General features: G+C 51.9%; 19 protein-coding genes and 2 pseudogenes. 13 read left to right on the top strand and 8 right to left on the bottom strand.

Features of this window, described 5'->3' with window-relative positions; all coding sequences use genetic code 11:
* Positions 1–73: 73 nt before the first annotated feature.
* Both EBB_RS21650 and EBB_RS21645 read left to right on the top strand, forming a co-directional pair.
* Positions 74–508: a hypothetical protein gene (locus EBB_RS21650; protein WP_192395760.1), complete on the top strand. Its 435-nt coding sequence runs from the start codon at positions 74–76 to the stop codon at positions 506–508.
* The gene (locus tag EBB_RS21645) at positions 509–856 is read left to right on the top strand and encodes a hypothetical protein (protein WP_192395759.1); all 348 of its coding nucleotides are present in this window, start codon (positions 509–511) and stop codon (positions 854–856) included. It abuts the gene before it with no gap.
* Between the two features lie 226 nt (positions 857–1,082).
* Here EBB_RS21645 and traD read toward each other — a convergent pair whose 3' ends face one another.
* The 3 genes and pseudogenes from traD to mobH all read right to left on the bottom strand — a co-directional run bounded on the left by traD (position 1,083) and on the right by mobH (position 5,084).
* A complete protein-coding gene (gene traD / locus EBB_RS21640) occupies positions 1,083–2,381 on the bottom strand; it encodes a conjugative transfer system coupling protein TraD (protein ID WP_229427625.1) in 1,299 nt (432 codons plus the stop codon).
* Positions 2,296–2,784 (bottom strand): hypothetical protein, encoded by a 489-nt coding sequence (locus EBB_RS26175; protein WP_225587907.1) that lies wholly within the window; start codon positions 2,782–2,784, stop codon positions 2,296–2,298. Before EBB_RS26175 ends, traD begins: the two co-directional genes overlap by 86 nt.
* A pseudogene (gene mobH / locus EBB_RS21635) lies at positions 2,781–5,084 on the bottom strand (MobH family relaxase). Before mobH ends, EBB_RS26175 begins: the two are co-directional and overlap by 4 nt.
* A 254-nt stretch (positions 5,085–5,338) precedes the next feature.
* Here mobH and EBB_RS21630 point away from each other — a divergent pair.
* From EBB_RS21630 to EBB_RS26170, 3 genes are read left to right on the top strand one after another with little or no spacing between them, the layout of a single operon-like run.
* Positions 5,339–5,803 carry a hypothetical protein gene (locus EBB_RS21630; protein ID WP_192395758.1) on the top strand — a complete coding sequence of 155 codons (465 nt, stop codon included), beginning with the start codon at positions 5,339–5,341 and terminating at the stop codon, positions 5,801–5,803.
* A gap of 10 nt (positions 5,804–5,813) precedes the next feature.
* The gene (gene trfA, locus EBB_RS21625; protein ID WP_225587693.1) at positions 5,814–6,407 is read left to right on the top strand and encodes a plasmid replication initiator TrfA; all 594 of its coding nucleotides are present in this window, start codon (positions 5,814–5,816) and stop codon (positions 6,405–6,407) included.
* Positions 6,408–6,416: 9 nt separating this feature from the next.
* Positions 6,417–6,683 carry a replication initiation protein gene (locus EBB_RS26170; protein ID WP_225587691.1) on the top strand — a complete coding sequence of 89 codons (267 nt, stop codon included), beginning with the start codon at positions 6,417–6,419 and terminating at the stop codon, positions 6,681–6,683.
* A gap of 144 nt (positions 6,684–6,827) precedes the next feature.
* Here the strand turns inward: EBB_RS26170 and EBB_RS21620 are convergent, their stop codons facing one another.
* From EBB_RS21620 to EBB_RS21610, 3 genes are all read right to left on the bottom strand, one after another.
* The gene (locus tag EBB_RS21620; RefSeq protein WP_225587689.1) at positions 6,828–7,037 is read right to left on the bottom strand and encodes a hypothetical protein; all 210 of its coding nucleotides are present in this window, start codon (positions 7,035–7,037) and stop codon (positions 6,828–6,830) included.
* A gap of 73 nt (positions 7,038–7,110) precedes the next feature.
* On the bottom strand, positions 7,111–8,850 hold the full coding sequence (locus tag EBB_RS21615) for a sulfite reductase subunit alpha (RefSeq protein ID WP_192395757.1): 1,740 nt from the start codon (positions 8,848–8,850) through the stop codon (positions 7,111–7,113).
* Between the two features lie 101 nt (positions 8,851–8,951).
* Positions 8,952–14,435: a glutamate synthase-related protein gene (locus EBB_RS21610; RefSeq protein WP_192395756.1), complete on the bottom strand. Its 5,484-nt coding sequence runs from the start codon at positions 14,433–14,435 to the stop codon at positions 8,952–8,954.
* Between the two features lie 252 nt (positions 14,436–14,687).
* On the opposite strand from EBB_RS21610, the pseudogene EBB_RS21605 reads away from it, so the two are divergent.
* A pseudogene (locus tag EBB_RS21605) lies at positions 14,688–15,907 on the top strand (FAD-dependent monooxygenase).
* Positions 15,908–15,911: 4 nt separating this feature from the next.
* Here the strand turns inward: EBB_RS21605 and glnD are convergent.
* Positions 15,912–18,557, bottom strand: coding sequence for a [protein-PII] uridylyltransferase (gene glnD / locus EBB_RS21600; RefSeq protein ID WP_192395755.1), 2,646 nt, complete (start codon positions 18,555–18,557; stop codon positions 15,912–15,914).
* On the bottom strand, positions 18,554–19,318 hold the full coding sequence (map, locus tag EBB_RS21595) for a type I methionyl aminopeptidase (RefSeq protein WP_192395754.1): 765 nt from the start codon (positions 19,316–19,318) through the stop codon (positions 18,554–18,556). The genes glnD and map overlap by 4 nt, the downstream gene beginning before the upstream one ends.
* Before the next feature lie 281 nt (positions 19,319–19,599).
* On the opposite strand from map, the gene rpsB reads away from it, so the two are divergent.
* From rpsB to ispC, 7 genes are all read left to right on the top strand, one after another.
* Complete coding sequence (rpsB, locus tag EBB_RS21590; RefSeq protein ID WP_020481858.1) at positions 19,600–20,343, top strand: 30S ribosomal protein S2; 744 nt, start codon at positions 19,600–19,602, stop codon at positions 20,341–20,343.
* Between the two features lie 122 nt (positions 20,344–20,465).
* On the top strand, positions 20,466–21,344 hold the full coding sequence (tsf, locus tag EBB_RS21585; protein WP_192395753.1) for a translation elongation factor Ts: 879 nt from the start codon (positions 20,466–20,468) through the stop codon (positions 21,342–21,344).
* A gap of 83 nt (positions 21,345–21,427) precedes the next feature.
* Entirely contained in the window at positions 21,428–22,147 is a 720-nt protein-coding gene (pyrH, locus tag EBB_RS21580; protein WP_192395752.1) for a UMP kinase, read from the top strand.
* A 4-nt stretch (positions 22,148–22,151) separates the two neighbouring features.
* Positions 22,152–22,709, top strand: a complete 558-nt coding sequence (gene frr / locus EBB_RS21575; RefSeq protein ID WP_020481855.1) for a ribosome recycling factor — start codon at positions 22,152–22,154, stop codon at positions 22,707–22,709.
* 12 nt (positions 22,710–22,721) lie between these two features.
* On the top strand, positions 22,722–23,486 hold the full coding sequence (gene uppS / locus EBB_RS21570) for an undecaprenyl pyrophosphate synthase (protein WP_192395751.1): 765 nt from the start codon (positions 22,722–22,724) through the stop codon (positions 23,484–23,486).
* A 40-nt stretch (positions 23,487–23,526) separates the two neighbouring features.
* The gene (locus EBB_RS21565) at positions 23,527–24,450 is read left to right on the top strand and encodes a phosphatidate cytidylyltransferase (RefSeq protein ID WP_192395750.1); all 924 of its coding nucleotides are present in this window, start codon (positions 23,527–23,529) and stop codon (positions 24,448–24,450) included.
* The gene (gene ispC / locus EBB_RS21560) at positions 24,447–25,631 is read left to right on the top strand and encodes a 1-deoxy-D-xylulose-5-phosphate reductoisomerase (RefSeq protein ID WP_192395749.1); all 1,185 of its coding nucleotides are present in this window, start codon (positions 24,447–24,449) and stop codon (positions 25,629–25,631) included. Before EBB_RS21565 ends, ispC begins: the two co-directional genes overlap by 4 nt.
* The last annotated feature ends 3 nt before the right edge of the window (positions 25,632–25,634 follow it).

Here is a 25,634-nt window from a genome sequence, read left to right as displayed (position 1 = left end):
TTGCGCCGTCCGCATCTATGCAAACGCCAACCATCTATTATCATTGAAGCCTGCTATTTGCAAGGAGTTCGCCATGAGCATACAAAACGTCAATAACGTCACGCCAACCGCGATTCAGCAACGCCACTTGATACAAAGTCCGGACGCGAATTTTTTCTCTGACTTTAAAACCGCGTATGCCCATTATCAATCCGCTTTGCCAAACAACCCATCGGCGGATGCCAAGCAAAGTCCATCCGCGACCAGCTTATCGGATGTCATGGGATTGAGCTATACCGAAATGGCCGCCGTCCGAGGAACCAGTGCCAACGATCAAACGGCGTATGCCGCCATTTTGAATCGGGCCTATAGCCAAGGCGGCATGAAAGATCCCGTGGCGTTTTTACAGAGCCTGACTCCGCAAGAACAAGGTGTCGTGCAGCGGGCGCATTGCTTGGCCGATCCCATTAACCCTACTACGATGAGCAAGGAAGGCGCTTACAATCTGTTGCTTCCGGACGGCTACTAGGTGGATTTCAATCATGACGGTATTCAAGAGGTCGGAGCCGGAAAAAGTGTTACCTTCCCACCGCTGGACGCGCCGGAGCAAGTCAAGCAAGCCTGGCTGACAGCAACGCAAAACATAGACGAAGGCGACATGATGACGTATCAACTTCGAATGCATATCATGCTGTACGGCATCAACATCAATGACCAAAGCAGCAAGGCCTTGGCTCCGACCGACCAAATCGACAGCTACCGAGAGGGCGTCGATAAATTCCTGGCGTGGCTGGAATACACCAAAGCCTCGACACCCGCGGATCAGTATGCCCGCGACAAGGCCTTTTTTAGCGACATCAAACGGTTGTTGGCGTAAGCGGCATCACGTAAATTAACGATCTAGCCGGCGAGACTTTGGATGAGCGGTTCGATCCACGTCAAGCTAGCGGACCAGCTAATGATTTTCGACTCAATCATTCGTCGCTCCTGCCGATAACGTTCACGCGAAATTAAGGAGTGTATATATGCAGATCGGCGCAAATTCATCCCAGCATAACTATCGATTCTTGGAAAGCGTCGATCCCATGCCTTGGCAAAATCGATTAAAGACCACCGATAGCACACCAATTGGTCAGCAATTCAATGCGAAACAAATGGCATTGAAACCGGACCGGGGAGTCGCTATTTTTGCCGAAAGATTTTTTCGAGCTTCCCAGCAGGAAAAAATCGGCAAAAATCACGCGACCGCTTATGCCTTCGGCGCCCCGATTCGTCCGCGTCACCTCGTTACGACCCAACAAGGGGTCGAAACATCGGCTCTCGCATGACTTGACGCCGTGTCGCGATGCCTTGCAGGTTTGCGTGGCGATGAACAAACGAATCTTAGCGCCACGACCTTTGTTCAACACCTGGATGAAAGGATCGTTGATGACTTCGGCCGCCTCATCGACGAACACATTCACCGGTCTATCCGAGACACCGTAGTTGTAGCGATCGCCGGCGACAGCGGCCAAGTCGGCTAACAGAATCGATCCAATGGCGCTACCCACCATGCCGTCCGATAACGAGTCCAGACCGATATAGGCGACCTGAGCCTTTTCAATGATGTGGCCAGTATTGGTAATCGGCCGTAGATCATCCACATCGTACGGATTCGGTGACAGCAAAGGCCCCAAGGAACCTGAGGTCAACATGTTCATGATCGGAATCAAGGAGGCGACCATCTTGCTGAAGTGCGCTCGGTCGTGTTCGAACAAGGACAACAAGCCTTCCAAATCCAGATTCGGCAATTGATATTGCACGACCTCTCGGTAGAACTTGACCAGTCCTAAAGCTTTGGAATCGATGTCCTTGGCATTCTTCAAGTAAGGCCGCGCCTCGTGTCGCCAATGGCCCAGGTTGTTGTCGAAATATCGTTCCAAGGCTTGAATCACCAGTGTCGAAGGACCGCCTTCCAGGTAACGGCGCAGTTTGACCAGGGTTGGCCGTTCCTCGATCACCATCAAACCCTGAATCACGTTATCCAGGGATTTTTGACCAAAGGCCTTGAAGGGATCATTACTGCTTTCGCTGGGTGAAATGGCGCTGATGCGACTGGCGATTTCCGAAGGCCGGTTGAAATTGTGTAAGGGATCCAGACGCACGCTGTCTTCTGGAAACGCCGGGTGGAAATACACGAAGCGATCAGGGCGCTTAGCCAAGGCGCAGGCCCGTTTGGCGCAGGCCATCAAGTCCTTGTCACCTTTGGGGTCGATGATGATCACCGCCTCACCGCGCAACACGGCTTGAGTGACCAACACATCAAAGGCGCGGGTTTTACCGGCACCGGTGGTACCGACCAGCAGCGTATGGCCGGCGGTATGCTGCAATGGCTGGCGAATATCGCCTTCGGAGACTTCCAAACCGTGTATCCACGCCGAGCCCATGGCTCGGTATCAGCGTCGAGACATCTCGTTTCAAAATCTCGTAGGCCAATTGCGCGTGCTTTTGTACCCAATCGAATCCCCAACCGAACCACAAAGCCTCGGGGTTGCGCTTCACCATCGTTACCAGCTTTTCAGCATCCAGGTATTGGAATCGAAACTGTCGCAACCGGCGTTTGCGGTGCCAGAGACTTAATGCCGGTAACAATCGCCAACACGCCATTACCCCGCACGCCGTCATCAACCAATCGAAGGGCTCACGCGGCAATCCCGACCACCGACTGGTGAAATTCGCCAAACCGGCGCCGCCCAACCAACCCGAGATGGCATAGACCTCGAAAATCAGGCGCCAAGGAAACTGATAGTCGTAATCGGATTTCATGGGCGTAATCTCACCTGAATGCCCTCCGTGGCACTGACCGAGCGACAATCTGGATGGTTAGCAATATCGAGCATCAGGCGAGTGCGCTTGACCGTCGGATGTTGGGTCAGAAACTGTTCCAGCTCGGTATTGGACACTGTGTGCCAGTGACCGTCTGGTGATGATTCATCGGGCGGAATGTTTTGTTGCCGCACATGCGTTATCAGCAAGTCGATCGTTCCGGATTTTTCCGGTGGGGTTGTTGGGGGAGCGCTTGCTTTGTCTGACTGGGAATTGACCGAACTGTCTGCAGCGTTGCCGCCGCTTAATGATTTTTGCGTGCCTGTAGTGTTTGATTTGGACCGGACAGGCTTGGGTTCCCGAAAGGTGTTGTCTTGAGGCGGAGAAGGTTCAACCAGAGCTCTGGCATTGTCGGTATTGCTGCTTTGAGGTCGCACTGATTCCGCTGTCAGCATGATTTCGCCTTGGCATTTCAATAACACCTTCAAAGCCAAGCTCGGTTCCAATGTCAGCAGGACGCCGCGGACCGATTGGATGGTTTGTACCTTGCGCATCGGCGACAGGACATCGGTCACCAGCCAGCCGGTGGCCTCAAATGTTTTGATGAACTGAGGCGGATCAACGGCAAGTTTTTCAGCAGTCGCCGGAAACGGGAGCAAGTATTTATCTTGGACTTCCAACATATCTCTGCCTAACTGCCATTGGCCTTGATTGAGCATGCTGGCGATGTCCATCAGCCATTGACCGGCATCGCCATGGCTTTCCAACCAGCACTTGGCGCTGTCGACCGGATTAGAAATGCATTTCGTGTCTGTCGTGGAGAGATCGGGTTGTGCGGCTAAAGCAGTTTTTTTTGTGTTGGTCGGTTTGGCCGGCGTTTCTATTTTCGATTGCTCTGTCTGACACAACGAAGGGGCGCCATCGGTTGATTTGGCTTGCGACAGTCCTTGATCGGGAACGGATGGCAAGGTCGTCGTGTCCTTCGCGGCTTGCGAATTCGAAATGGCTGGCGCCGATTCGGTAAGCAGCGAGTCGGGTAGGGCGCTTGGGTCAAGCCCGGGTTCTGGTGAGGTTGCTTCTGGCAAAACTGACGACGGATTATCTGTGCGTTGGGATTGCTTCAGAACTGCGGCGTTTTTGCCTTTTGCCTGTTTGCTAGTTTTCGGTGCCTGACTGGTAACGGTTTCGGATTTTTCTGCGGGATCTGGTTCGTTGATTTCGCGCGCTGCAACCACGAGCGGCGGTTCGCCGCTGAAAATGAGTTCCGCGGATTTCAGACGCAGCAGATACAGCGGATTGTCCAAACCTTCGGGCTGCATTTGCCAATAACGGTATTGCCGGCCATCCGGCCAGGACTTAGGGCTTGCCAAGCCGCGTTCGATCAGAATGTCCGCCAAGGTATCTTCGTCGCGCGGAATGCCGGGCACTTTGTCCTTGGCCAGCAAGGTGACGATGTCTTGCGCACCGGCCCGCCAGACGATATGAAGGCCATCCTCAAAACGCCATAGCCGAGCGCCTTTTTCGTTGACGGTCCACTGTCCGGACTTGACTAGGCGGCGCATGGCGTCGAACAAGTACCTTTCCACCGGCATGCCCAAGGCCGAGTCGATGTTTTGGTAGTGCGCTTTTAAATCGCGTTCCACACTTTTGCAGTCGGCGGTGATTACCAGTGCGTAGACTTTGGAACCGCGGTCCAAACCGTTAATGGTTTCCAGCATGGCCTGCATGATGTCGGGGCCGGACTCCAGAATGAATGTGCGGGCGTCGCGGGTCAGGACGCGCTCGATCACCAAGGCCGAAAACTGTTCATGGCGTTTATGGCGGTTATCCCGCCAACGTAGAAAGTATCGGTCGATCTCATTTCGCACAGCCCAGTCGGTGATGTTTTCATCGCAAGGGTTCCAGGTATGTTGCCCCTGTGCATCGACCACTGCCATGTCGGCGACCGGTTTGCCGATGTCATGTAACAGCCCGGCAAAACAAACCGCCAGACGCCAACGTAATTCTTGTGCTTTTCGTTCCTTGGGTGATGCTGACGTGGCAAACAAACTGCCTTGAGATGCCAAGGTCGATCAATGAGCGACTTCCAGACCATGCCGAAACAAACCACCAGCGCCGCGATGATGATGCGATTCGGAAGCCGGCAACAAATGGCTGTAGGCGGCATAGCGGCGTATGACCGGCGCGGCTATGGTTTGATACAAACTATCCGGCATGGCCAGTGCCTGTTCGATGGCGGCAATCAACTCCGTTTGACTGGATAGAATACGTTCTACTGGCGCAGCCGGCAGACCCTTCATGAACGGCGGGTAACGCGGCGCATCCTCATCAATCGTTGTCGCCACCTGAGCGACAGGCGCGGACTCGACGCCAAATAAACGTTGGCGGATGCGGGTAATGAGCGTCGAGGGCGTATTTTCTATAACGCTGCATCTTGCCGGGAATTTTTCAATCGTCGCTTGCAGCTGACGACGAATTCGACGTCAGCTGCAAGTAGGCCTCGCAAAAGAGTGTTTAGTGTAACGAGCTCCTAAAAATTAGCCCTGGAGCTCCCATGAAATCCAAATCTGTCGCAATCCACTGCCTTGTGTCCGCAATATGTGGCGCGGCCTGTACTTCGCTAAATCGGCCCGATGCTGCCATAAGTGAGACCGTCATCGAATCGATGGTGCCGATTCAATCCGAACAACCCTGGCGCCTGGATAATGCGTGGCAGACAGGTGGATTGGGCGGTTCAGTGCTGCGAGCCGCAGCAATGGAACACGTCGTCAGGCAAGTCGATCAGCCGCTTGGTGTTTACATTGCGAATGAAGACGTAGCGGATCGCGTTCTCAATGTCAGCACGCGGCACATTCCAGATAGCCCGGATGACGATGCACAGGACATCGAACGCGCCTGGCGAAAGTATTGCCATCACCAACTCGATATGACGCCAGAGGAGCAGGCGTTAGTCAGAACCATGACTATCCCGCACAGCGTGCTGAGCCATGGCTGCAATCTTGGCAGCCTGAAGAAGTGAGGCGGTCGTCATGGACAGAAATAGCACAAACCATTCGCTCGACAATCTCACCGAACGTTTCCAGTCGCTAACGGAGCGGAAAAAAGCCAAATTGCGGGTCGTAGAACGCTTGTCGTCTTTGCCCAACTGGCCGACGGCAATCCGCGGTACGCCGAATGCCTGCTTGCGGAGCGCATTGTTCGCTTGTATCCAAGGTAAGGAACGCATTGCCTACAAAAAACGCACCCTGCTGGCAGCGGTCGACGGGATTGAGGTGCGCTACCTCGGCATACAACTCAATCAATCGGATCTCGATGTCTGGATGCAGATCGTGCACTTGTCCCGGCAGCAATTACCGGGATTTAGCGTGACTTTCAGCGCACATTCCCTGTTGACGGCCTTGGGGCGCGGTAGCGGCAAAAGCCAACACGAATGGCTGAAAGAATCGATGGCGCGATTGGGCGGTGCCTTTGTCGAAATTACCTTTCACGGCCGGGATGCCTTCGGTGAAAAAGGCTTCTTGCGCTATTACCGTGATGAACGGACGCAGCGCTACGTGGTGGAATTGACCGAATCCATGCTGCGCCTGTTCGAGGAGGGCTACACCTACATCGAATTCGAGTAGCGGCAAAAATTGCGCAAACAACCCTTGGCGTTGTGGTTACACGGTTTCCTGTCGTCCAATGCCGCTCCGTTCCCGATGAAGATTACCACTATTCACCGGTTGAGCGGCAGTGGTGCGAAAACCCTGCGCGACTTCAAGTATCGGCTGGGTAAAGCGTTGGAGGCCTTGGTGAGCATCGGTACTTTGGCGAGCTTTGAATTCGCTGACGATATCGTGAAGATCAAACGCCTACCGACGCCCAGTCAATTGCGTTTTCTCGACGACCAGCAGCACTAAAAAAGCACGGCATTAGACCGACAAAAAGCACGGCATTAGGCCGACGCTTCGAGCAAATCGATAAATCGCCGCAGGCCATGCCACTCATGATCTGCAGCGATTCTCCTGTGCTGAAATTTGAGGGTGCTAATCTATTTATAATCTTTATTTAATCTTTATATAGGGAAAGGTGATAACCGCGCCAAGATAGGTGTGAGTTACGCCGTGTAAAATATTATCGCCACGAACCATGCGCACCAATGGTTCTATGTCCATTATTACCTGTGCGAATCCGAACACCGTCAGGCTGAAATATCTGCCGAAAACTGCTTTGATTGCCGTGCCGGGTCCCATGTGAAAAGGCGTGAAAGGCATGGTATTTCAGATGGTTGCGATGGAAGAGGTCTTACGGGTACGTCGAGACGCACCCGTGAACATCACTGTCGGATCAATAAACGTCTCTGACGTAGCGTTTATCTTTTTTCAGTTGGTTGACGTAATCAACCGCCTCAATCAGGGTTTTCTTGCCGTGCTCGCGGATCACATCGTGCAGGGCTTGATCGACGTCTTTGGCCATCCGGTAAGCGTCGCCACACACGAAGAAGTAGCCGCCTTGTTCCAGCCAGGCATAGAGTTCCGCACCATGTTCTTTCATGCGATCCTGCACGTAGATTTTTTCCGCCTGGTCGCGCGAGAACGCTAAATCCAGTTTGGTCAGTAGGCCGCTGGATCGCATCGCTTCGATTTCCTCGCGGTAGATGAAATCGGTTGAGGCGTTGCGGTCGCCGAAAAACAGCCAGTTTTTGCCGGGCGCTTTACGGAACTCGCGTTCTTGCAGAAAAGCGCGGAACGGGGCGATACCGGTGCCGGGTCCAACCATAATCATGGGCAGGTTATCATCGGCCGGCACCCGGAAGTTGTTATTGGGCGTAAAGAATATCCGTACGTCGGTTTCTTCATTAACCAAATCCGCCAGATAGGTGGAGCACACGCCTTTGTGTTGGCGGCCATGCGCGTCGTAGCGCACGCTGGCGACGGTCAAATGGACGCTGTCCGGATGTTTCTTGCCGCTTGAGGAGATGGAGTAAGCGCGATGTTGCAAAGGTTTTAATAAACGCAAAAATTCGGCAGCGGAAAATTCCACGCCGGGGAATTGCAACAACAGATCAAGTATGTCGCGGCCCCAAAGGTAATCGGACAGTTTTTCCTTGTCACCGGACAGCAATAAGGCATTTAACTCTTGATCGCCGGAACGGCTGGCGATTTCCTCAACCAGTTCTTTGCTGGGTAATTTGATTTCGAAATGTGTGCGCAAGGCATCCGACAGCTTCATTAACTCGCCATTGACCGGTTCATCCTCCGCGCCGGTGCAGCCGATGGCTTTTACAATTTGCGCCACCAAGTCCGGGCAGTTTGTTGGGATCACGCACAGTGCGTCGCCGGCTTCGTAACTGAGGCCGGAGCCATCGATAGAAATTTCGTAATGTCGGGTTTCTTTTGACGAATCCAAAGCCGTGACAATGCGGTTGACGCGCATTTTGGCTGGGAATGGGTTTTTGCGGTTGTAAACCGATTTAGCAACCTGGGTTTCGGTATCGACTACCGCAACCGTGCTGGCACCTTCGGCCATCAAAGGAATCACTTCGCTGAGCCACTTTTCCGCCGGCGCTTCGAAATCCACGTCGCAATCGACGCGGTCGAATAAGCGTTTGGCGCCCAGAGCCGCCAGTTTACTGTCCCAGTCTATACCGGCTTGGCAGAACAGGTCGTAGCTGGTATCGCCCAGGGCCAATACCGAATAATTGACATTGTCCAGGCGCGGTGCCGCATCACTATTGACCGCTTCCCAGAGCATTTCGGCATTGTCCGGCATAGCGCCTTCGCCGTATGTGCTGGTAATGATCAGCAAGTATTGCATTTGCGGCAATTGGCCGATTTCGACTTCATCCATGCTTTTGACGACCGGTTGCAAGCCATGCTTCTTGGCTGCATTGGCGGCGTCGTTAGCCAGCGACTCTGAGTTGCCGGTCTGAGTACCATAAAGAATGTGCAAGGTGCGGGCGTTCGCTTGATTGACACTACCGGCGCTTTGCAACATATGACTATGCATGCCGGCGAAAAAACCGCCAAGCCAGGCGCGTTGAGTATCACTAAAAGGGGCGTTTTGCGGGATTAAAGGTGCTTTCATTTCATTACCATCTGTGGACAGGTGTCAGGCTGTCCAGTCACTGTATTTGGTTTTTGCCGATTGCGGATTGGAGGGTACGTGGTAGGCACCCTCCACGGGCTTTAGGCGGGCGCGCTTTCCAGCATGTCTTTCACAATAGACAGGCTCTCCAAGCTCGCCAGATTTTTATCGATAGACGGCAGGCCGGCCAAAACTAAGCGGTTGAATCTATCTTGTTCGATAATCCAGGCCGTCGAGCCTATCGAGTAAATGCTTTGCACGTCGCGGAGCATAAGCGTGGTTTTGTAGTCGTTCAGGCGTTTTTCCGCCATCAAAGCGGCTAACTGACCATCATCGTACTGGCTGTAAGCTTCGCGGATATTTTTAATCAGCGCGTCTTGCAGCTTGCGCGGACGTTCCATCACGAGTTTGTAGGCATGCTTATCGACTAAAGCTTCGGTGGCAGCTTGGCCGGCTTTAGTTAACTGATCGCGGGCAATTTGCTGGGCTTTATCGATCACCGCATAGCTGTTGATCAGCTTCAAGGTCAGATCGGTGTCGGTTTCGCCGTAACCGGGAATGGCACCATCGAACAACGGGATGTTGCGTTTGTAAGCCTGTTTGATCTGCTCGATTTGTTTTTGGGCAAATGCCACTGACAATTCTTCGATCATCGCCTTGCGATCCAGCGCTTTGCTCAGGTATTCCGCCGTTTGCGTGCGGTTTAACCAGAGGGGCAAGGCAAATTTGAAGTGCTGACGCTCGTTGGCCCAATTAGCCAGGATGGCCTTGGCTTTTTCCGAGTCGGTATGTTCAACGTGTTGCTCCAGCATGTACAAAATGAATTGCTCATGGCTGCTTGCTACGTCGTTGGCATCGGTCAAACTGTGTATCGATACCGAAGTATCGTCATACAAATCGTGTAAGCGATTGTCCGGGTCGTACTGATAAGCGTTGCCGCCCGACATGCCGGTGCAGAAGCCTTTACCGAAACCACCCAGATTCAATACCGCGCCGTTAATCATGTATTCGCAGGCAAAATCGCCGACGCCTTCGACAACGGCCATAGCTCCCGAGTTACGCACGGCAAACCGGTCGCCGGCTTCGCCGTTGATAAAGGTTTTGCCGCCGGACGCGCCGAACAGAGCGAAGTTACCGATCAACACGTTCTCGCCAGGCAGTTTTGAGCCGCCGCCGGGGGATTTGATAACGATGGTGCCGCCGCAAGCGGTTTTGCCGACGCCGTCGTTGCAGGTGCCGGTATGTTCCATGCGCATGCCGTCGTTGTTGAACGCGGCATAACTTTGACCCGCCGAACCATGGGTGCGGACGATAATCGTATCGTCGGCTAAATAGCGGCGACCGTGTTGGTTGGTATAGATGATATTTGATTTAGCGACTTGCTCCGGGCTGAGTTCATAAGCCAACAAGCGTTCCAGATCGACGGCAGTTTGACCGCCAACGGTTTTGTTACGGTTGTTCAGTTTGAACTCGTCGCCTTCGACGATCACCTGTTTTTGAGCTTTTTCGAACAAGGTCGATTTAACGCGGGCAAAGATCAAATCGTCGATGGCGAAATCTTTTTCCAGATAAATCGGTTTCTTGATTTTAACAACCGGTACTTCCGCCAGCAGTTTTTGCAAGTGGATTTGGCCGACCATGCTCGGATGGTCGATCAGATGCAGCAACTCGGTTTTACCGCGAATTTCCTGCAAACTGGTGTAGCCTAAATCAGCCAGGATTTCGCGCACTTCGTGGGCCAGGTTCATAAAGAACTGCGCCAACACGCGCGGGTCGCCTTTGAATTCCTCGTGGGCGGTGGTCAAACCGGCCGGGCAGCGGATGTTGCAGTTTTTTGCCATCACGCAGCGCAGCATCATCAGGGCGGTGGTGCCGAACTCGAAGGAATCGCCGCCTAAAATAGCGGATTTGACAACGTCGGCACCGTTCTGGTGGGCCGCGCTGCAACGTAATATCACTTTATCGCGCAAACCGTTAGCCGCCAGCGCTTGATGCACTTCGGCTATGCCGATTTCCGGCGAACGGCCGGTGTTTTTCAAACTGGTCACCGCCGCCGCGCCCGTGCCGCCGGTGTTACCAGCCACGTTAATCACATCGGCGCCGGCTTTGGCGACGCCTACCGCGATCGTGCCAATCCCTTCCGAAGATACCAGCTTGACCACCACACGAACTCGGGCGGCTTTGGCATCGTGGATCAATTGGCCCAGGTCTTCGATGGAATAAGTGTCGTGATGCGGCGGCGGGCTGACCAGTTCTACTTTGGGTGTGCCGCCACGTAATGCAGCGATTTCCACCGATACTTTGGGCGCAGGCAATTGGCCGCCTTCGCCGGGCTTGGCGCCTTGGCCGATTTTGATTTCGATTTCTTCCAGATTCGGATCGGCCAAATAGCCAGCCCAAACGCCGAAGCGGCCGGACGCGAATTGTTTGATTTTGCTGGAGCGAATTGTACCGAAGCGGCTGGAATGCTCGCCGCCTTCGCCGGAGTTACTCATGCCGCCGGCTATGTTGGTGCCTTGCGCCACGGCTTCGTGGGCTTCGGCCAGCAGCGCGCCGTGGCTCATCGCGCCGGACGCGAAAGTCGGGGTGATTTGATGGGCTGGTTGTACGTGATCCAACGCTATCCGCGAGCGGGCAGGGCGCACGTCGCTTAAATAGTGGTAAATCAGACTGTCGCTATCGTTTGCCCGCAGACTGATACTGTCGATTTCCAGGGTTAAACCGAAATCGTTGCCGGCAAAACGAGTTTTCAGATGTTCGGCAAGTTGTTCCAGACGCGCTTTGCTTGAGTTTTCGGTAAACCGAATGCTGAACACCACACCGTTGCTTTTCTCGACGTGTAGGCCGCGGATCAGGTAGTTGTTGTTACCGTGCAAATCTTGGCTGCCCAGCAGGCGATCAAAATCGGCTTTGCTGTTAGCGCCGCTGACATCGGCTGGAAACTCCATGACGTCGCGCAAAGCAGCCGGACGGTTGGCGCGTTCCTGAGCCAGATTGTGGGTAAAGCTGCGATAAGCCGGCGTAATGCCAAAAGCGTCGATTTGCTCGGGTGTGCGCTTTTCGTAGCCGAAATCCAAATACGCCTTATCGTTGGCTTCCGGCGCTTGTTGTGGCGCTATGTACATGATCGCTTCATCGGTCATGTTGATGTATTCACGCACCGCCGTATTGCCAAACGTGTGGCCGGCACCTTCATTCCGCTCTTTAAATAAGCCAAGAAATGGAATGTCGCTTTCGCTGGTTACGGATAGCGCCTTATGGTGCCATTCCGTCGCGCTGGCGGCGATGTCACTGTAACGCACGCCGCCCACCGAAGCATTGATGTTGGGGAAATAGGGTTTTAGCTTTGGTTCGTCGGTATCCAGATAGTTGGATTCGAAAAACTCGCCGCCGATATAGCTTTCCGCAGTACACAGGCCGAATTTGCCCATGGTTTTCATCAGCGATTTTTCGACGCCTTTTTGAAAGCTGTACAACGCTTTTTGCTGCGCTGCCGGATCGGCGTATTCGGTGATTACCCGGTTATGTACGCTGAGCGGGCAGATAGCGGAAGCGCCGAAGCCCAGAATGGTGGCAACGTCGTGCGGGCTGGCAGCCTGACCAGTTTCCATGATCAAAGAGCTGTTAAAGCGCAGACCATGTTTGACCAGATGCTGATTGGCCGCGGCAATGGTCAGCAACGCCGGGAGAGCCGCCTGGGCTTTGCTGATGTTGGCATCGCTTAAAATGATAATGCCGGTGTTACTGCGCGCGGCCTGTTCGACTTGTGCGCACACCGATTGCAAGGCTTGTTCCAAAGCCAGTTCGTTTTGCGCGCCATTTTCAAAGTTTGGAGTGTATAGCGCCGCTACGGTCGCAGTTTTTACCTGACTTTGCCGGCGAATCTGTTCCAATTGAGTACGTTGCAGGATCGGTGATTCAATGATCAGCTGTTTGCTGTGTTGCGGTGCAAACGTCGGCTTGGCACCCAAGGCCACACGCAAGGTCATGCCGTCGCTTTCGCGTAGCGAATCCAGAGGCGGATTGGTGACCTGAGCGAAGCGCTGGCTGAAATAACGCGACATCCCGCCTTCTGCGGCGCTCAAAGCATTCGGCGTCAGGCCGTAACCCATCGCGGACACTTTTTCCAAACCGGTTTGTAGGATAGGGTCCAACAAAAATTTAAAGCTCTCCTGGTTCAGCGAATAAGCAGTATGACGCTGATCGATATTCAGTTCATGCGCGTTGTTAAGTTCCGCCAGTTCCACTTTGGGTAACTCACTAAGATGAATGCAGCTTTGTTTCAGCAGTGTTTTATAGTCCCGTTCCTTGGCCAAGCGTTCCATGACTTGATGGCTGTTGTAAGACTCGCCAGTGTTGTGATCGAAGTACAGCATGCCACCTGCCTCGATGCGGCCGCGCCGTAGCACTTTTTCGGGTGGAAAATCGATTTGCCCGGCTTCGGACATGACTGCCAGGTAATCTTCGGTTTCCACCGAACGCAATGGCCGTAGGCCCAGACGATCCAAACGGGCGCCGACGCGAATGCCGTCATTGAAGATCAACGCGGCCGGGCCGTCGTTTTTTTCTTCGTACAGGCTGAAATATTCCAGCATCGCGCGTACGTCTTCCGACAGGGTAGTATCGTTTTCCCAGGCTGGCGGCATCATCGCCAAAATGGCGGTAACGATATCCAGCTGGTCTTCGTTGATACGGCGGGTTAGGGTTTGATCCAGTCGGCCGGAATCCGATTGACCGCAGGGAAACACCACATGTTTGTTGTTTTGCCGGGCAATAGCGTTTTCGCTAAGGCGGTTTTTCTTGTCGGTGTTTAACTCGCCGTTGTGCGCCATGTAACGGAACGGCTGGGCCATCATCGTCGCCGGTGCGGTGTTGGTGGAAAAACGCGTGTGGAAGAACAGCGTGCTGATTTCGTGGTCGGCGTCGTACAAATCAACAAAGTAGGGAATTACTTCGAATGAGTTCAGGCGGCCTTTATAGACTTGAGTGCGGGAACTCATAGACAGCGGATAAAAGCCTTTTAGTTCTGAACGGGTAAACCCATTGGCTTCTATCGTTAACAGCGCGGATTGAATATGTCTTTCAAAAGCCTCATGGCTGGCATCTGTCAGGGCTTTGGGGCGGCCGAAAATTACCTGTTTGATCGGTAATTGCGCGCGCAACGCTGCCGCATTCAATACAGAGCTGTCAACCGGCACTTCCCGCCATTTGATAATCGGCAGATCGAATTCCAGAAATTGTTCTTCGACCAGTTTTTGCGCTTCAGAATCGTAATGCGCGTGATCTTCCGGAAAGAAAAAGTTGGCTACGCCAAATTGCCCCAGTTCCAGGTCCGCATTCCCTGTGGCCTTACGGAAAAACTTCAGAGACAAATCGATATTAACGCCGGCGCCGTCGCCTATGCCTTCCGCGCTCATGCCGCCGCGATGCGGAATAGTACACAAGGCTTCGTGTGACTTGACTAGGAGCTCGTGAGTCTGTTTGCTGTCTTTGCGGGTGATAAATCCAACACCGCAGCTGTCCTGGGAAAGATCAGCGTCGTAAAGCATGTGTATTGCGTTAATTTTCTGGGCGTTTTTAATCATTGCTATCCAGATCCTCTCATACTGAATAAATGCGCTAGCCGGTATTTTCCTTACCGGTAGTGCCGTTTATGGTTTTTCTGCCTGCTGCGTGTTAGAGTCGTCCCATGCGGCGAGAACCCCTGATTAACTTCGGAATTTCAGTTGGCGAAACTTTGTAATTCTACCATGTGGCGCGGCCTCTGTCATTCCGTAAAGCCAATGGCGGCGTCGTTCTCTCGTCTGGTCTTTAGTTTTAAAACTTTGTGAAGAAATATGAAAGAACAATTTGATGTGGTGATCGTCGGCGGGGGGATGGTGGGTGCCGCCGTGGCTTGTTGTCTGGGTGGTAGCGAGTTAAAAGTAGCTGTGGTAGAAGCGCAGGTTCCGGAAGCTTTTGCCAGCGATCAGCCACATGATTTAAGGGTTTCGGCACTCAGTATCGCCTCGAAAAATATTCTGGAAGCCGTTGGCGCTTGGGAGGGCGTGACATCACGGCGTTATTGCCCGTTCAAGCGCATGCGGGTTTGGGAAACGGCCGGCGATACAACTTTTAATAGCGATGACATTCGCTATCCCGAGCTGGGCTATATTGTCGAAAATCGCATCACCCAGCTGGCGTTACTGGATAGGTTGCCCCATTTCGACAATATCGAATTGCTGATGCCGCAAGCCATCAGCAAGATCAATTACGACGGTCACGAATCGGAGTTGATATTAGCGGACGGTCGTGTACTCCAGGCAAAGTTGCTGGTGGCGGCGGACGGCGGGCAGTCGCGAGTCAGGCAGGCGGTAGGTTTGGGTGTGACTAGTTGGGATTACAATCAGCACGCTTTGGTCATTTACATAGAGACCGCCTATCCGCAGCAAGACATCACTTGGCAGCGCTTTGTGTCCAGCGGTCCGCAAGCCTTTTTGCCGTTGACAGGTCATTATGGCTCCATAGTTTGGTATCAATCCCCGATGAAGTTCGGCGTTTACAAGCCTTGTCATACGAGCAATTGCGGGATGAGCTGGTAGCGGCTTTCCCTGATTGTCTGGGCGAGGTCAAGCAGGTGTTAGGCGTGGCGAGTTTCCCGCTGAAGCGGCAGCATGCGCAACGCTATGTGAAACAAGGTGTGGCTTTGGCGGGTGATGCGGCGCACATGATTAACCCCTTGGCCGGGCAGGGCGTGAATATCGGCTTACTGGACGCTGCGGCGCTGGCGGAGATTCTGGTGGATGCTCGTAAACGCGGTAAAGACATTGCTGAGCTGGCGGTGTTACAGCGTTACGAAGCGATGCGCCGCAACGAAAATCTGAAAATGATGACCCTGATGGATGTGTTTTATAAATCGTTTAGCAACGATATTTTGCCGATCAAACTGTTAAGAAATCTTGGCCTGGGTTTGGCGCAGCGCATCACACCTGCGCGCAATAAAGCAATGAAGGCTGCGATGGGGCTGGAGGGGCGCCTGCCGAAATTGGCGCGCGGCGAGCGTTTGTTGTCCAGGTAAAATTTTAGCTTTTCAGGCTCAAATATCGCAACATGGTGGTGCGTATTTGGGCTTTCTGGTCTTCGTCGGTGATCGGCATTGATTGCTGGTCGCTGATGTAGAACATGTCTTCCGCGCGACTGCCTATCGTGGTGATTTTTGCGTCGTGCAGCTGAATATCCAGCTCAGTAAACGCCTTACCTATGGTTGATAGCAGGCCGGCGCGGTCCGTCGTCACTAATTCGATGACGGTGTGTTTGTGCGACAGATCTTCCAGAAAGGTGATGCTGGTTTCGATCGGAAAGTGTCGAGCCTGACGCGATTGCTTGTGGATATTCTTTGAGGCTTTCACTTTTTTGGCGATCAGGCTGTGGCGTAGCGAGGTGCAGATATGTACTTCACGATACAAGTCGTTAATCGCTTCGCCGGATTGTTCCAGCACCTGAAAACTGTTCAGTACGTATTGATCGGCAGTCGTGATGATTCTGGCATCCAGAATCGTCAGGCCCAGATGGTCCAGGGTGGCGGTGGAAATCGAAAAAATCTGCGCTTCGTTGCGGGTGTAAACGAAAATCTCCGCGCTGCCGCGTTGGGTTTGCGGGCGTAGTAATACCAACGGTAGTTCGCTTTCTTGGCAGGCTGCAATGGCAATGGTGTGCCAGGCGATTTCGTCCGCCGAATAACGTAGAAAATAGTCGTCGCTGAGATGCCGCCAGGACTGCGTGATATTGGTTTTGGATATGCCGAGTTTCAAAAGCTCGTCGCCGGCTTCTTTTTTGTTTTCCTGTACCCGTTCCGAGCGGGCCACCGGATTTTGCAGGCCGCGGTGCAAGGCCTGGTGGGTGGAAATATACAAATCTTTCAGCAATACATCTTTCCAGGCATTCCACAAGCTGGGGTTGGTGGCGCGAATGTCCGCTACTGTCAGTAAATATAAATAATTTAGCCGCTCTATACTGCCGACTTCCTGGGCAAAGGTGTGGATGACGTCCGGATCGCTAATATCCTTGCGTTGTGCGGTCATCGACATCAACAAGTGCTGACGAACCAGCCAAGTGATCAACTTGGTATCGTGGCTAGATAAATCGTGCTGCTGGCAAAAATTGTTGGCAATGGTTTCGCCGAGCGTCGAATGATCCCCGCCTCTGCCTTTGGCTATGTCGTGAAACATGGCGGCGATGTACAAAATGTCAGGCTTTGAAATCAGTAAAAAAATATTATTGCAAAACGGCAATTCCTTGTTGTGTTTGGCCAACGAGAAGCGCCGCAAATTGCGGATAACGAACAGAGTGTGTTCGTCCACGGTATAGATGTGGAACAGGTCGTATTGCATGCGCGCCACGATATTGGCGAAATCGGGCAAATAGGCGGCAAGCACGCCGTATCGGTTCATCCGCTTGAGTTGGCTGGTAATGCCGCGCGGCTGTCTGAGAATATCCATAAACAGGCGGTTGGCCTGTTTGTTGGTGCGGAATTCGGCATTGATTAGGTGTAGGTTTTTGCGAATCAAGCGGATGGTGCTGGCGCGAATTCCCTTCAAAGAGGGCGATTGTTGCAAGATTAAAAAAATTTCCAGCAAAGCCAGTGGTTGTTTTTGAAATACGTCTTTGTGGCTGACTTCCACATAGCCGTCAATCGATGAAAAGTTGGCGGTGATAGGGATTGGAGTTAGGCTTTCCTTATTGCTGATTAGTCTCTCGTTCAGCAGTTGCAACAGCATTTCATTCAGACGCTCAATGTCTACGACAGTCTTGAAGTAAAACTGCATGAATTGCTCGACGTCGGGTTGTTCGTTCTTGTCGACGTAACCGAATTGACTAGCTAGCTCGCGTTGGTAATCGAACACCAATCGGTCTTCGCAGCGGCTGGTCAGATTATGTAGTGCAAAGCGCAGGCGCCACAGGATGTCGCGAGCGGTAATTAGATTGTCGTATTCCGATTTCGGTAAAAAACCGTACTTGATCAACTCGCGGAGAGAGGATGCGTTGTAATGGCGTTTGAATACCCAGCTGATTACCTGCAAGTCGCGAAGTCCGCCGGGGCCTTCCTTGATGTTGGGCTCCAGGTTGTAAGCGGTGTCGTGGAACTTGCTGTACCGCTTTTGCTGTTCAGCCATTTTGGCTGGAAAAAATTGGTCAGATGGCCAGAGCGTTTCGGAATTTATCTGTTGTTTTAAATCGCTAAATAGTCCGGCGTTGCCGGTAATCAGGCGCATTTCCAGCAGGTTGGTAAATACGGTTTGGTCATCCTCGGCAACAGTCAGGCACTCTGCTACGGTGCGCGTGCTGAGTCCTGGTTTTAAGCCAATATCCCATAAGAAATTGCAAAAACCGGATACTGGCTGTTGATAGTCTATTGGGTTGGCGGTGTCGAGCAACACCAAGATATCGATATCCGAGTAAGGAAACAATTCGCTTCTGCCGTACCCGCCGGTCGCGATCAGGCTGTGACGGCTGGCAGCTGCGTCGAGGAAATGCAGCCAGCAGGCGGTCAATAGGTTGTCGATGAAGCGAGCTTTCTCGGTCAGCAGGCCGACTGTCGCCTGGTCCGGGTTAAAGCGCATTTTTAACTGCGCATTTTCCTCGTTAATCGCATTTTTGAATTTGGCGACCGGATTGTTGCCCGCGAAACAGTCGAGAAAATCGTTTTCGGTGAACAGCGCTTGGCTCACAGTTCTTCCTGTCTCAGCGTCAAAATCTCGTAGCCGGTGTCGGTCACCAAAATCGTGTGTTCCCATTGTGCTGACAAACTGCGATCCTTGGTCACTGCGGTCCAGCCGTCGGCGAGGATCTTCATATGGCGTTTGCCTTGATTGAGCATGGGTTCTATCGTAAAAATCATGCCTGGCTCGATTATCTCGCCTTCACCGCGTTTGCCGAAATGCATCACGTGTGGATCTTCGTGGAATTTTTTGCCTATGCCGTGGCCACAGAACTCTCGGACGATGGAGTAGCGATTATTCTCAGCGTGCTTTTGAATGGCGTGACCTACATCGCCAAGACGGGCGCCGGGTTTGACTTCTGCTATCCCCAAAAACAGGCATTCGTGGGTGATGTCTACCAAGCGTTTGGCGTGTGGGCTGACCTCGCCGATGCAAAACATTTTGCTGGTGTCGCCGTGGTAACCGTCTTTAATCACCGTTATATCGATGTTGACGATGTCGCCGTTCTTCAGTTTTTTCTCGCTGGGAATGCCATGGCAAATCTGTTGATTGATCGATGTGCAAATCGATTTAGGGAAGCCGCGATAATTTAAAGGCGCGGGAATAGCCTGTTGCGCATCGACGATGTAGTTGTGGCAGATTTGGTCAAGCTCATCGGTTGATATGCCGGCAACGACGTAGGGGGCGATCATTTCAAGTACTTCGGCGGCCAGTTTTCCGGCAACGCGCATCTTGTCGATTTCTTCAGCGGTTTTTATGGTAATGGTCATCGGCAGGTGGCTAATTATTGGGATAAAAGCGAGTGCGGGCCCGGTTTTGCTATCCAAACAAGATGCTCTCGCAGGCAAGCGCCGACAGGAGTCTATCAGACTTGAAGTTGTTGTGAAATTCTAATCATGGTATAAAGGCAAGTTCACTATGTAACCAATACTCACACTTGTCGACACGGTCGGTGGGGTGCTGAAAGTCTATTGCAGATTTTCGGTCACTGATCGGGGCGAGTGGAGGCGTAACCCAACGCCGAATTATTCGGCAATTTTAGGAGAAGTAAATGGCAGCAGTGTCAATGCGTCAAATGCTGGAAGCGGGTGTTCACTTTGGACATCAAACCCGTTACTGGAACCCGAAAATGGCTTCATACTTGTTTGGAGCGCGTAACAAAATTCATATCATCGACTTGGAACAAACGCTTCCATTATTTAACGATGCCATGAACTATCTAGGCCAAATGACCGCCAACAAAGGTACCATCTTGTTCGTCGGTACCAAAAAAGCGGCGCGTAAGGTAGTGGCCGAAGAAGCAAAACGTTGTGGCATGCCTTACGTCAATCATCGTTGGTTGGGCGGCATGTTGACCAACTTTAAAACCATCAAAAAATCCATCAACCGTTTGAAAGAACTGGAAGCGATGAAAGCCGATGGCACCTTGTACCAACGTTTCAGCAAAAAAGAAGCTTTGGGCATGGAGCGCGAGCTGGAAAAGCTTGAGCGTAGCTTGGGCGGTATCAAAGACATGCGCGGTACTCCCGACGCCATCTTCGTTTTGGATGTGGGTTATGAAAAAAATGCCATTATGGAAGCCAAAAAATTGGGCATTCCAGTGGTCGGCGTAGTTGACTCCAATAACTCACCCGAAAAAATTGATTACGTTATCCCAGGTAATGACGATTCTATCCGCGCAGTGACTTTGTATTGCCAAAGTGCTTCAGCCTCCGTGCTGGAAGCGAAAGCCTTGCGTATGGATGCTTCAGCCAAAGCCGACGATTTTGTAGAAGAAGTCGTAACGGAAGCGTAAGTTTTAAACGCGCTCGGCCAAAGCGGTTGAGCGCCGCTGAATCTGGTATTCAGAACAGACTGTCTTTTAAACGCCTCCTTTGTGAGGCGTTTTTTTAGTTAATAAAATTTGAGGAAAAAATGATGAGTATTAGTGCGGCGATGGTCAAGGAATTGCGTGAGCGTACCGGCTCAGGCATGATGGAGTGCAAGAAAGCCCTGGTTGAGGCCAATGGCGATATGGAACTGGCCATTGAAAACATGCGTAAAGCCGGTCTGGCAAAAGCCGATAAAAAATCCGGCCGTATCGCGGCGGAAGGCATAATCGGCGTTAAAGTTTCCGACGATGCTAAAACCGTTGTTATGGTAGACGTTAACTGCGAAACCGATTTCGTCGCCAAAGGCGATGATTTTATCGGTTTTGCCAACGATGTCGTCAATAGTTTGTTGACCAGCAATGTCAACAGCGACGAAGAATTGCAAGCAATGGTACTGAACACCGGCGTCAGCGTAGACGATACCCGTCGTGCGTTGATTGCTAAAATCGGTGAAAACATTACTGTGCGCCGTTTCGTTAAATTCACCACCACTGATGGTGGTCAGGCAGCTTACCTGCACGGCAGTAAAATTGGCGTTATCGTTGAATTGACCAAAAACGATCCCGCTTTGGGTAAAGACGTGGCGATGCATGTGGCCGCTGCTAAACCTGAGTACGTTTCGGATGATCAAGTATCAGCCGATGTAATTGCCAAGGAAAAAGAAATTTTTGCCGCGCAAGCACTGGAAAGTGGCAAGCCAGCCGAGATCGTTGAAAAAATGATTGGCGGTCGTATCAATAAATTCCTGGCGGAAGTGACTTTGTTGGGTCAGCCTTTTATCAAAGACGACAGCGTTACCGTGGGTAAATTGCTGACCTCTAAAGGCAACTCTGTAGTGCGTTTTGCTCGTTTCGAAGTGGGCGAAGGCATTGAGAAAAAAGAAGAAGATTTTGCCGCCGAAGTAATGGCACAAGTTAGAGGCTAAACGCCTCGGAATAAACCCGGTTCGCCGGGTTTATTTATATCAGTTCGTTGCTTTTAACCCATGTTTACGGTGGATATTTGATTATGAGTCAATTGATTTGTCAGAGAATTTTACTTAAATTGAGCGGCGAAGCACTGGCGAGCGAACGCGGTGGCAGTATCGATCCGGATATAGTGCAACGCTTGGCTCAAGAAGTGAAAGACTTGTGCGATACAGGTATCCAGGTTGGCTTGGTGATCGGTGGCGGCAATATTTTGCGCGGCGGCGAGAAAGCCTCGGAAGGCCTAAATCGAGTCACCGGCGACCAAATGGGTATGTTGGCAACGGTGATTAATGCCTTGGCCATGCAGGACGCGCTGGAGTATCTCGGGCAGCCGGTTCGGGTCATGACTGCCTTGAAAATCAATCAGGTGTGCGAAGATTATATCCGTCGCCGGGCCGTCAGGCATTTGGAAAAAGGTAGAGTGGCTATTTTCGCTGCCGGTACTGGTAATCCGTTTTTTACCACCGATACCGCCGCCAGTTTGCGTGCTATTGAGATTGACGCCGAGTTGATGATTAAGGCGACCAAAGTCAAAGGCGTTTATTCAGCCGACCCGAATAAGGTGGCTGACGCCGTATTTTATCCCCGCTTGACCTATGACGAAGCCATCGACCAGCGCTTGAACGTAATGGACACCACGGCCTTGGTTTTGTGTCGGGATAACAACCTACCCATGCGGGTAATGAATGTGTTTGAGCCGGGAGCAATTATGCGCTTGATGCGCGGTGAAGATATAGGCTCCCTAATCGAGAGGAACTAATAGAATGATCAGCGATATTCAACAAGATGCCGCCAGCCGTATGGTAAAAAGCATCGAGTCCTTGCAAAAAGCATTTACCAAAATAAGAACCGGGCGCGCGCATCCCAGCTTGCTGGACCAAATCAGCGTTACGTATTATGGCAACGAATCGCCGTTGTCGCAGGTTGCCAACGTGTCCGTCGAGGACGCGCGTACCTTGAAAGTCGTGCCTTGGGAAAAAAGCATGATCCAGGCTATCGAGAAAGCCATCATGTCGTCCGGCTTGGGTTTAAATCCGGCTACGCAAGGCACCGTCATCAGACTGCCGTTGCCGGCGCTGACCGAAGAGCGTCGTCGCGATTTGGTTAAAATCGTCAAAAACGAAGCCGAACAAGGCCGCGTAGCGATTCGTAATATTCGCCGCGACGCCAATGCCGCGATCAAAGATGCTTTGAAAGAGAAATTAATTTCCGAGGACGATGCGCGTCAAGCCGAAGAAAAGATCCAGAAGCTCACCGATCAATACATCAAGGAAGTAGAGAAGCATCTTGAAGAAAAAGAAGCCGATTTGCTTTCCATGTAATCGAGAGGCGAAATGACTGCTGCTGACAACGATAAATCGGCGATAAATAACGGTAATCCACGGCATATTGCCATCATCATGGATGGCAATGGCCGCTGGGCGCAAAAACGCTTGATGCCCAGAATCATGGGACATTACGCTGGTGTGAAGGCGGTCAGGAAGATCGTCGAGTATTGTGCCAAAGAGAACATTGAAGTGCTGTCACTGTTCGCTTTCAGCAGTGAAAACTGGCGCAGGCCGCAAGATGAAGTGAGTTTGTTGATGGAACTATTCATGAACACACTGCAATCCGAGGTCGATAAGCTCGACAAAAATAATATCAGATTGAAAATTATCGGCGATAAAAGTGCGTTTCCGGAGAAACTACGGGAAAAAATCGCCACTGCCGAAGGGCAAACTGCACAAAATGACGGATTGACTTTGCTGATTGCTGCCAACTACGGCGGGCGTTGGGACATCACCCAAGCTTTGCGGCAAATCGTCGCCGGGGTGAAATCGGGCGAGATCGACGAGCAAGCCATTTCCGAACAACTCGTCAATCAATATCTGGTGACCGCTGAGTTACCCGAGCCTGATTTGTTTATCCGTTCCGGCGGCGAGGAACGGATCAGTAACTTTCTGCTGTGGCAACTGGCCTATACCGAATTTTATTTTACCGATGCCCTTTGGCCGGATTTCGATCAGCAAGCATTGGAAAAAGCTATCGGCAGCTTCAAAGGTCGGCAAAGACGTTTTGGGCACACTGGCGAACAAGTCATCGATAACAGAGTTCTCTAGGGATTTTTTCTATAACCATAATAATTAAAAAACCACACACATGTTATTAAAACGCATCTTAACCGCGCTAGTACTGGCTACCGTGGTCATCACGGCAGTTATGCTGCTGCCAGCCCTTTATTTCTCCTTATTTATCGCTGTCATTACGCTGATCGCTGCCTTCGAATGGATGGCCTTGACGGACGTAAACACGCTCACACGCAAAATACTTTTCGTAACATTTCTGATCGTGCCAATGTTGGGCGTTACCTATTGGACGGTATTGCTGGAGCTGCTTAGCGAGGCGATGGAATGGCCTGAAATCAAAGACTATTCGGATGCTTTGGAATGGTTTGTCATCGCTCCGGTGCTATTCTGGGTGTTAACGATGGTTTTGATCCGAAAAGCCGGTCCGCAGTTGTTGAATATCGAATTCAAGTCGCGGCTCAAGACTTTTAGCGGTTGGTTGGTATTGCTCTCTGCCTGGATGTTTCTCAGCAAATTAAGAGCTTATTACGGTCCGGGCATGGTGATCTATTTCCTCTTGTTGATTTGGGCCGCGGATATTTCCGCATTTTTTGCCGGTAAAACTTGGGGTAAAGATAAACTCGCGCCAGAAATAAGTCCGGGTAAAACCATTCAAGGCATGTATGGTGCGCTAATATCCGCAGCTGTATGCGGTATAGGTTTTACTATTTATGGTTGGATCACCGCTACTCAGCCAGAAGATGTTGACTCCGGAACGTTGCGCTTTCTGAACGGACTGGTGTGGACCGATATGTTGATTTTGTCGGTGATGACCGTGCTGATTTCGATTTACGGCGATTTGTTTTTCAGTTTGATCAAACGCAAAAAAGGCGTTAAAGACAGTGGTAATTTGTTGCCTGGCCACGGCGGGATGTTGGACAGAGTCGATAGTATCATCGCGGCCGCGCCTTTTTTCTATGCTGGTATTTTATTGATTGGTAGGGTGTTTTACGCATGAAAGGTATTTGCATACTCGGAGCCACCGGCTCGATTGGCGTCAGCACACTCGATGTCGTAGCTCGCCATCCCGATCTATACAAAGTGGTGGCTTTAACCGCCAACGGTAATATAGACGCCTTGTTCGAACAATGTCTGGCACATCGGCCGGAATATGCGGTAGTCGCCAACCCGGACAACGCTCAAGCGTTTAAAGATAAAATCGTCGGTTCGCCGGTCGCCGCAATGAACGTATTATCCGGTGCGGAGGCGTTGGCCTTTGTTGCAACCTTGGACGATGTCGACGCGGTGATGGCTGCCATCGTCGGTGCGGCTGGTTTGTTGCCAACCTTGGCGGCTGCGAAAGCCGGCAAAACGGTATTGCTGGCTAACAAGGAAGCCTTGGTCATGTCCGGGCAAATCTTTATGCAAGCCGTCGCCGAAAACGGCGCGACCTTGTTGCCGATAGATAGCGAGCACAACGCGATATTTCAATGTATGCCTGCCGGTTATACCGCGGGAAATCCCGCTAAACAGGCTCGACGCATTTTGTTGACCGCATCCGGCGGCCCGTTTCGGCAAACTCCGATTGCCGATTTGGATACTGTGACGCCCGAACAAGCGGTCGCGCATCCGAAATGGGATATGGGCCGAAAAATTTCGGTGGATTCCGCGACGATGATGAACAAAGGCTTGGAGTTGATCGAGGCCTGTCTGCTGTTCAATATGGACCCCGATGCGATCCAAGTAGTAATTCATCCGCAAAGCATCATTCACTCCATGGTCGATTATGTCGACGGCTCCGTGTTGGCACAGATGGGTAACCCCGACATGCGCACACCCATCGCTCATGCGATGGCTTGGCCGGAGCGCTTTGACTCCGGTGTGGCGCCGCTGAATATATTCGAAGTCAAACACATGGATTTCGAACAACCCGATTTACAGCGTTTCCCGTGTTTGCGGCTGGCTTACGAGGCTATCAAAGCTGGCGGTATCATGCCGACCGTTTTGAACGCTGCCAATGAGATTGCTGTGGAAGCTTTTTTGAACGAGCAGGTGCGCTTTACCGATATTGCCCGCATCATAGAGCTGAGCATGGCAAAATTTAAAGCCGATTGCGCCGATACGCTTGAACATGTCCTAGCAGCTGACCAGCAGGCCAGGGACGTTGCTAATGCAGTGATTGCCGAACTCAAGCACTAATTA

The sequence above is a fragment of the Methylomonas fluvii genome, assembly GCF_014850975.1.
In the GTDB taxonomy this organism is placed as follows: Bacteria; Pseudomonadota; Gammaproteobacteria; order Methylococcales; family Methylomonadaceae; genus Methylomonas; species Methylomonas fluvii.
The sequence above is the reverse complement of the archived record's forward strand: the minus strand, read 5'-3'. Positions and strand labels throughout refer to the sequence as shown.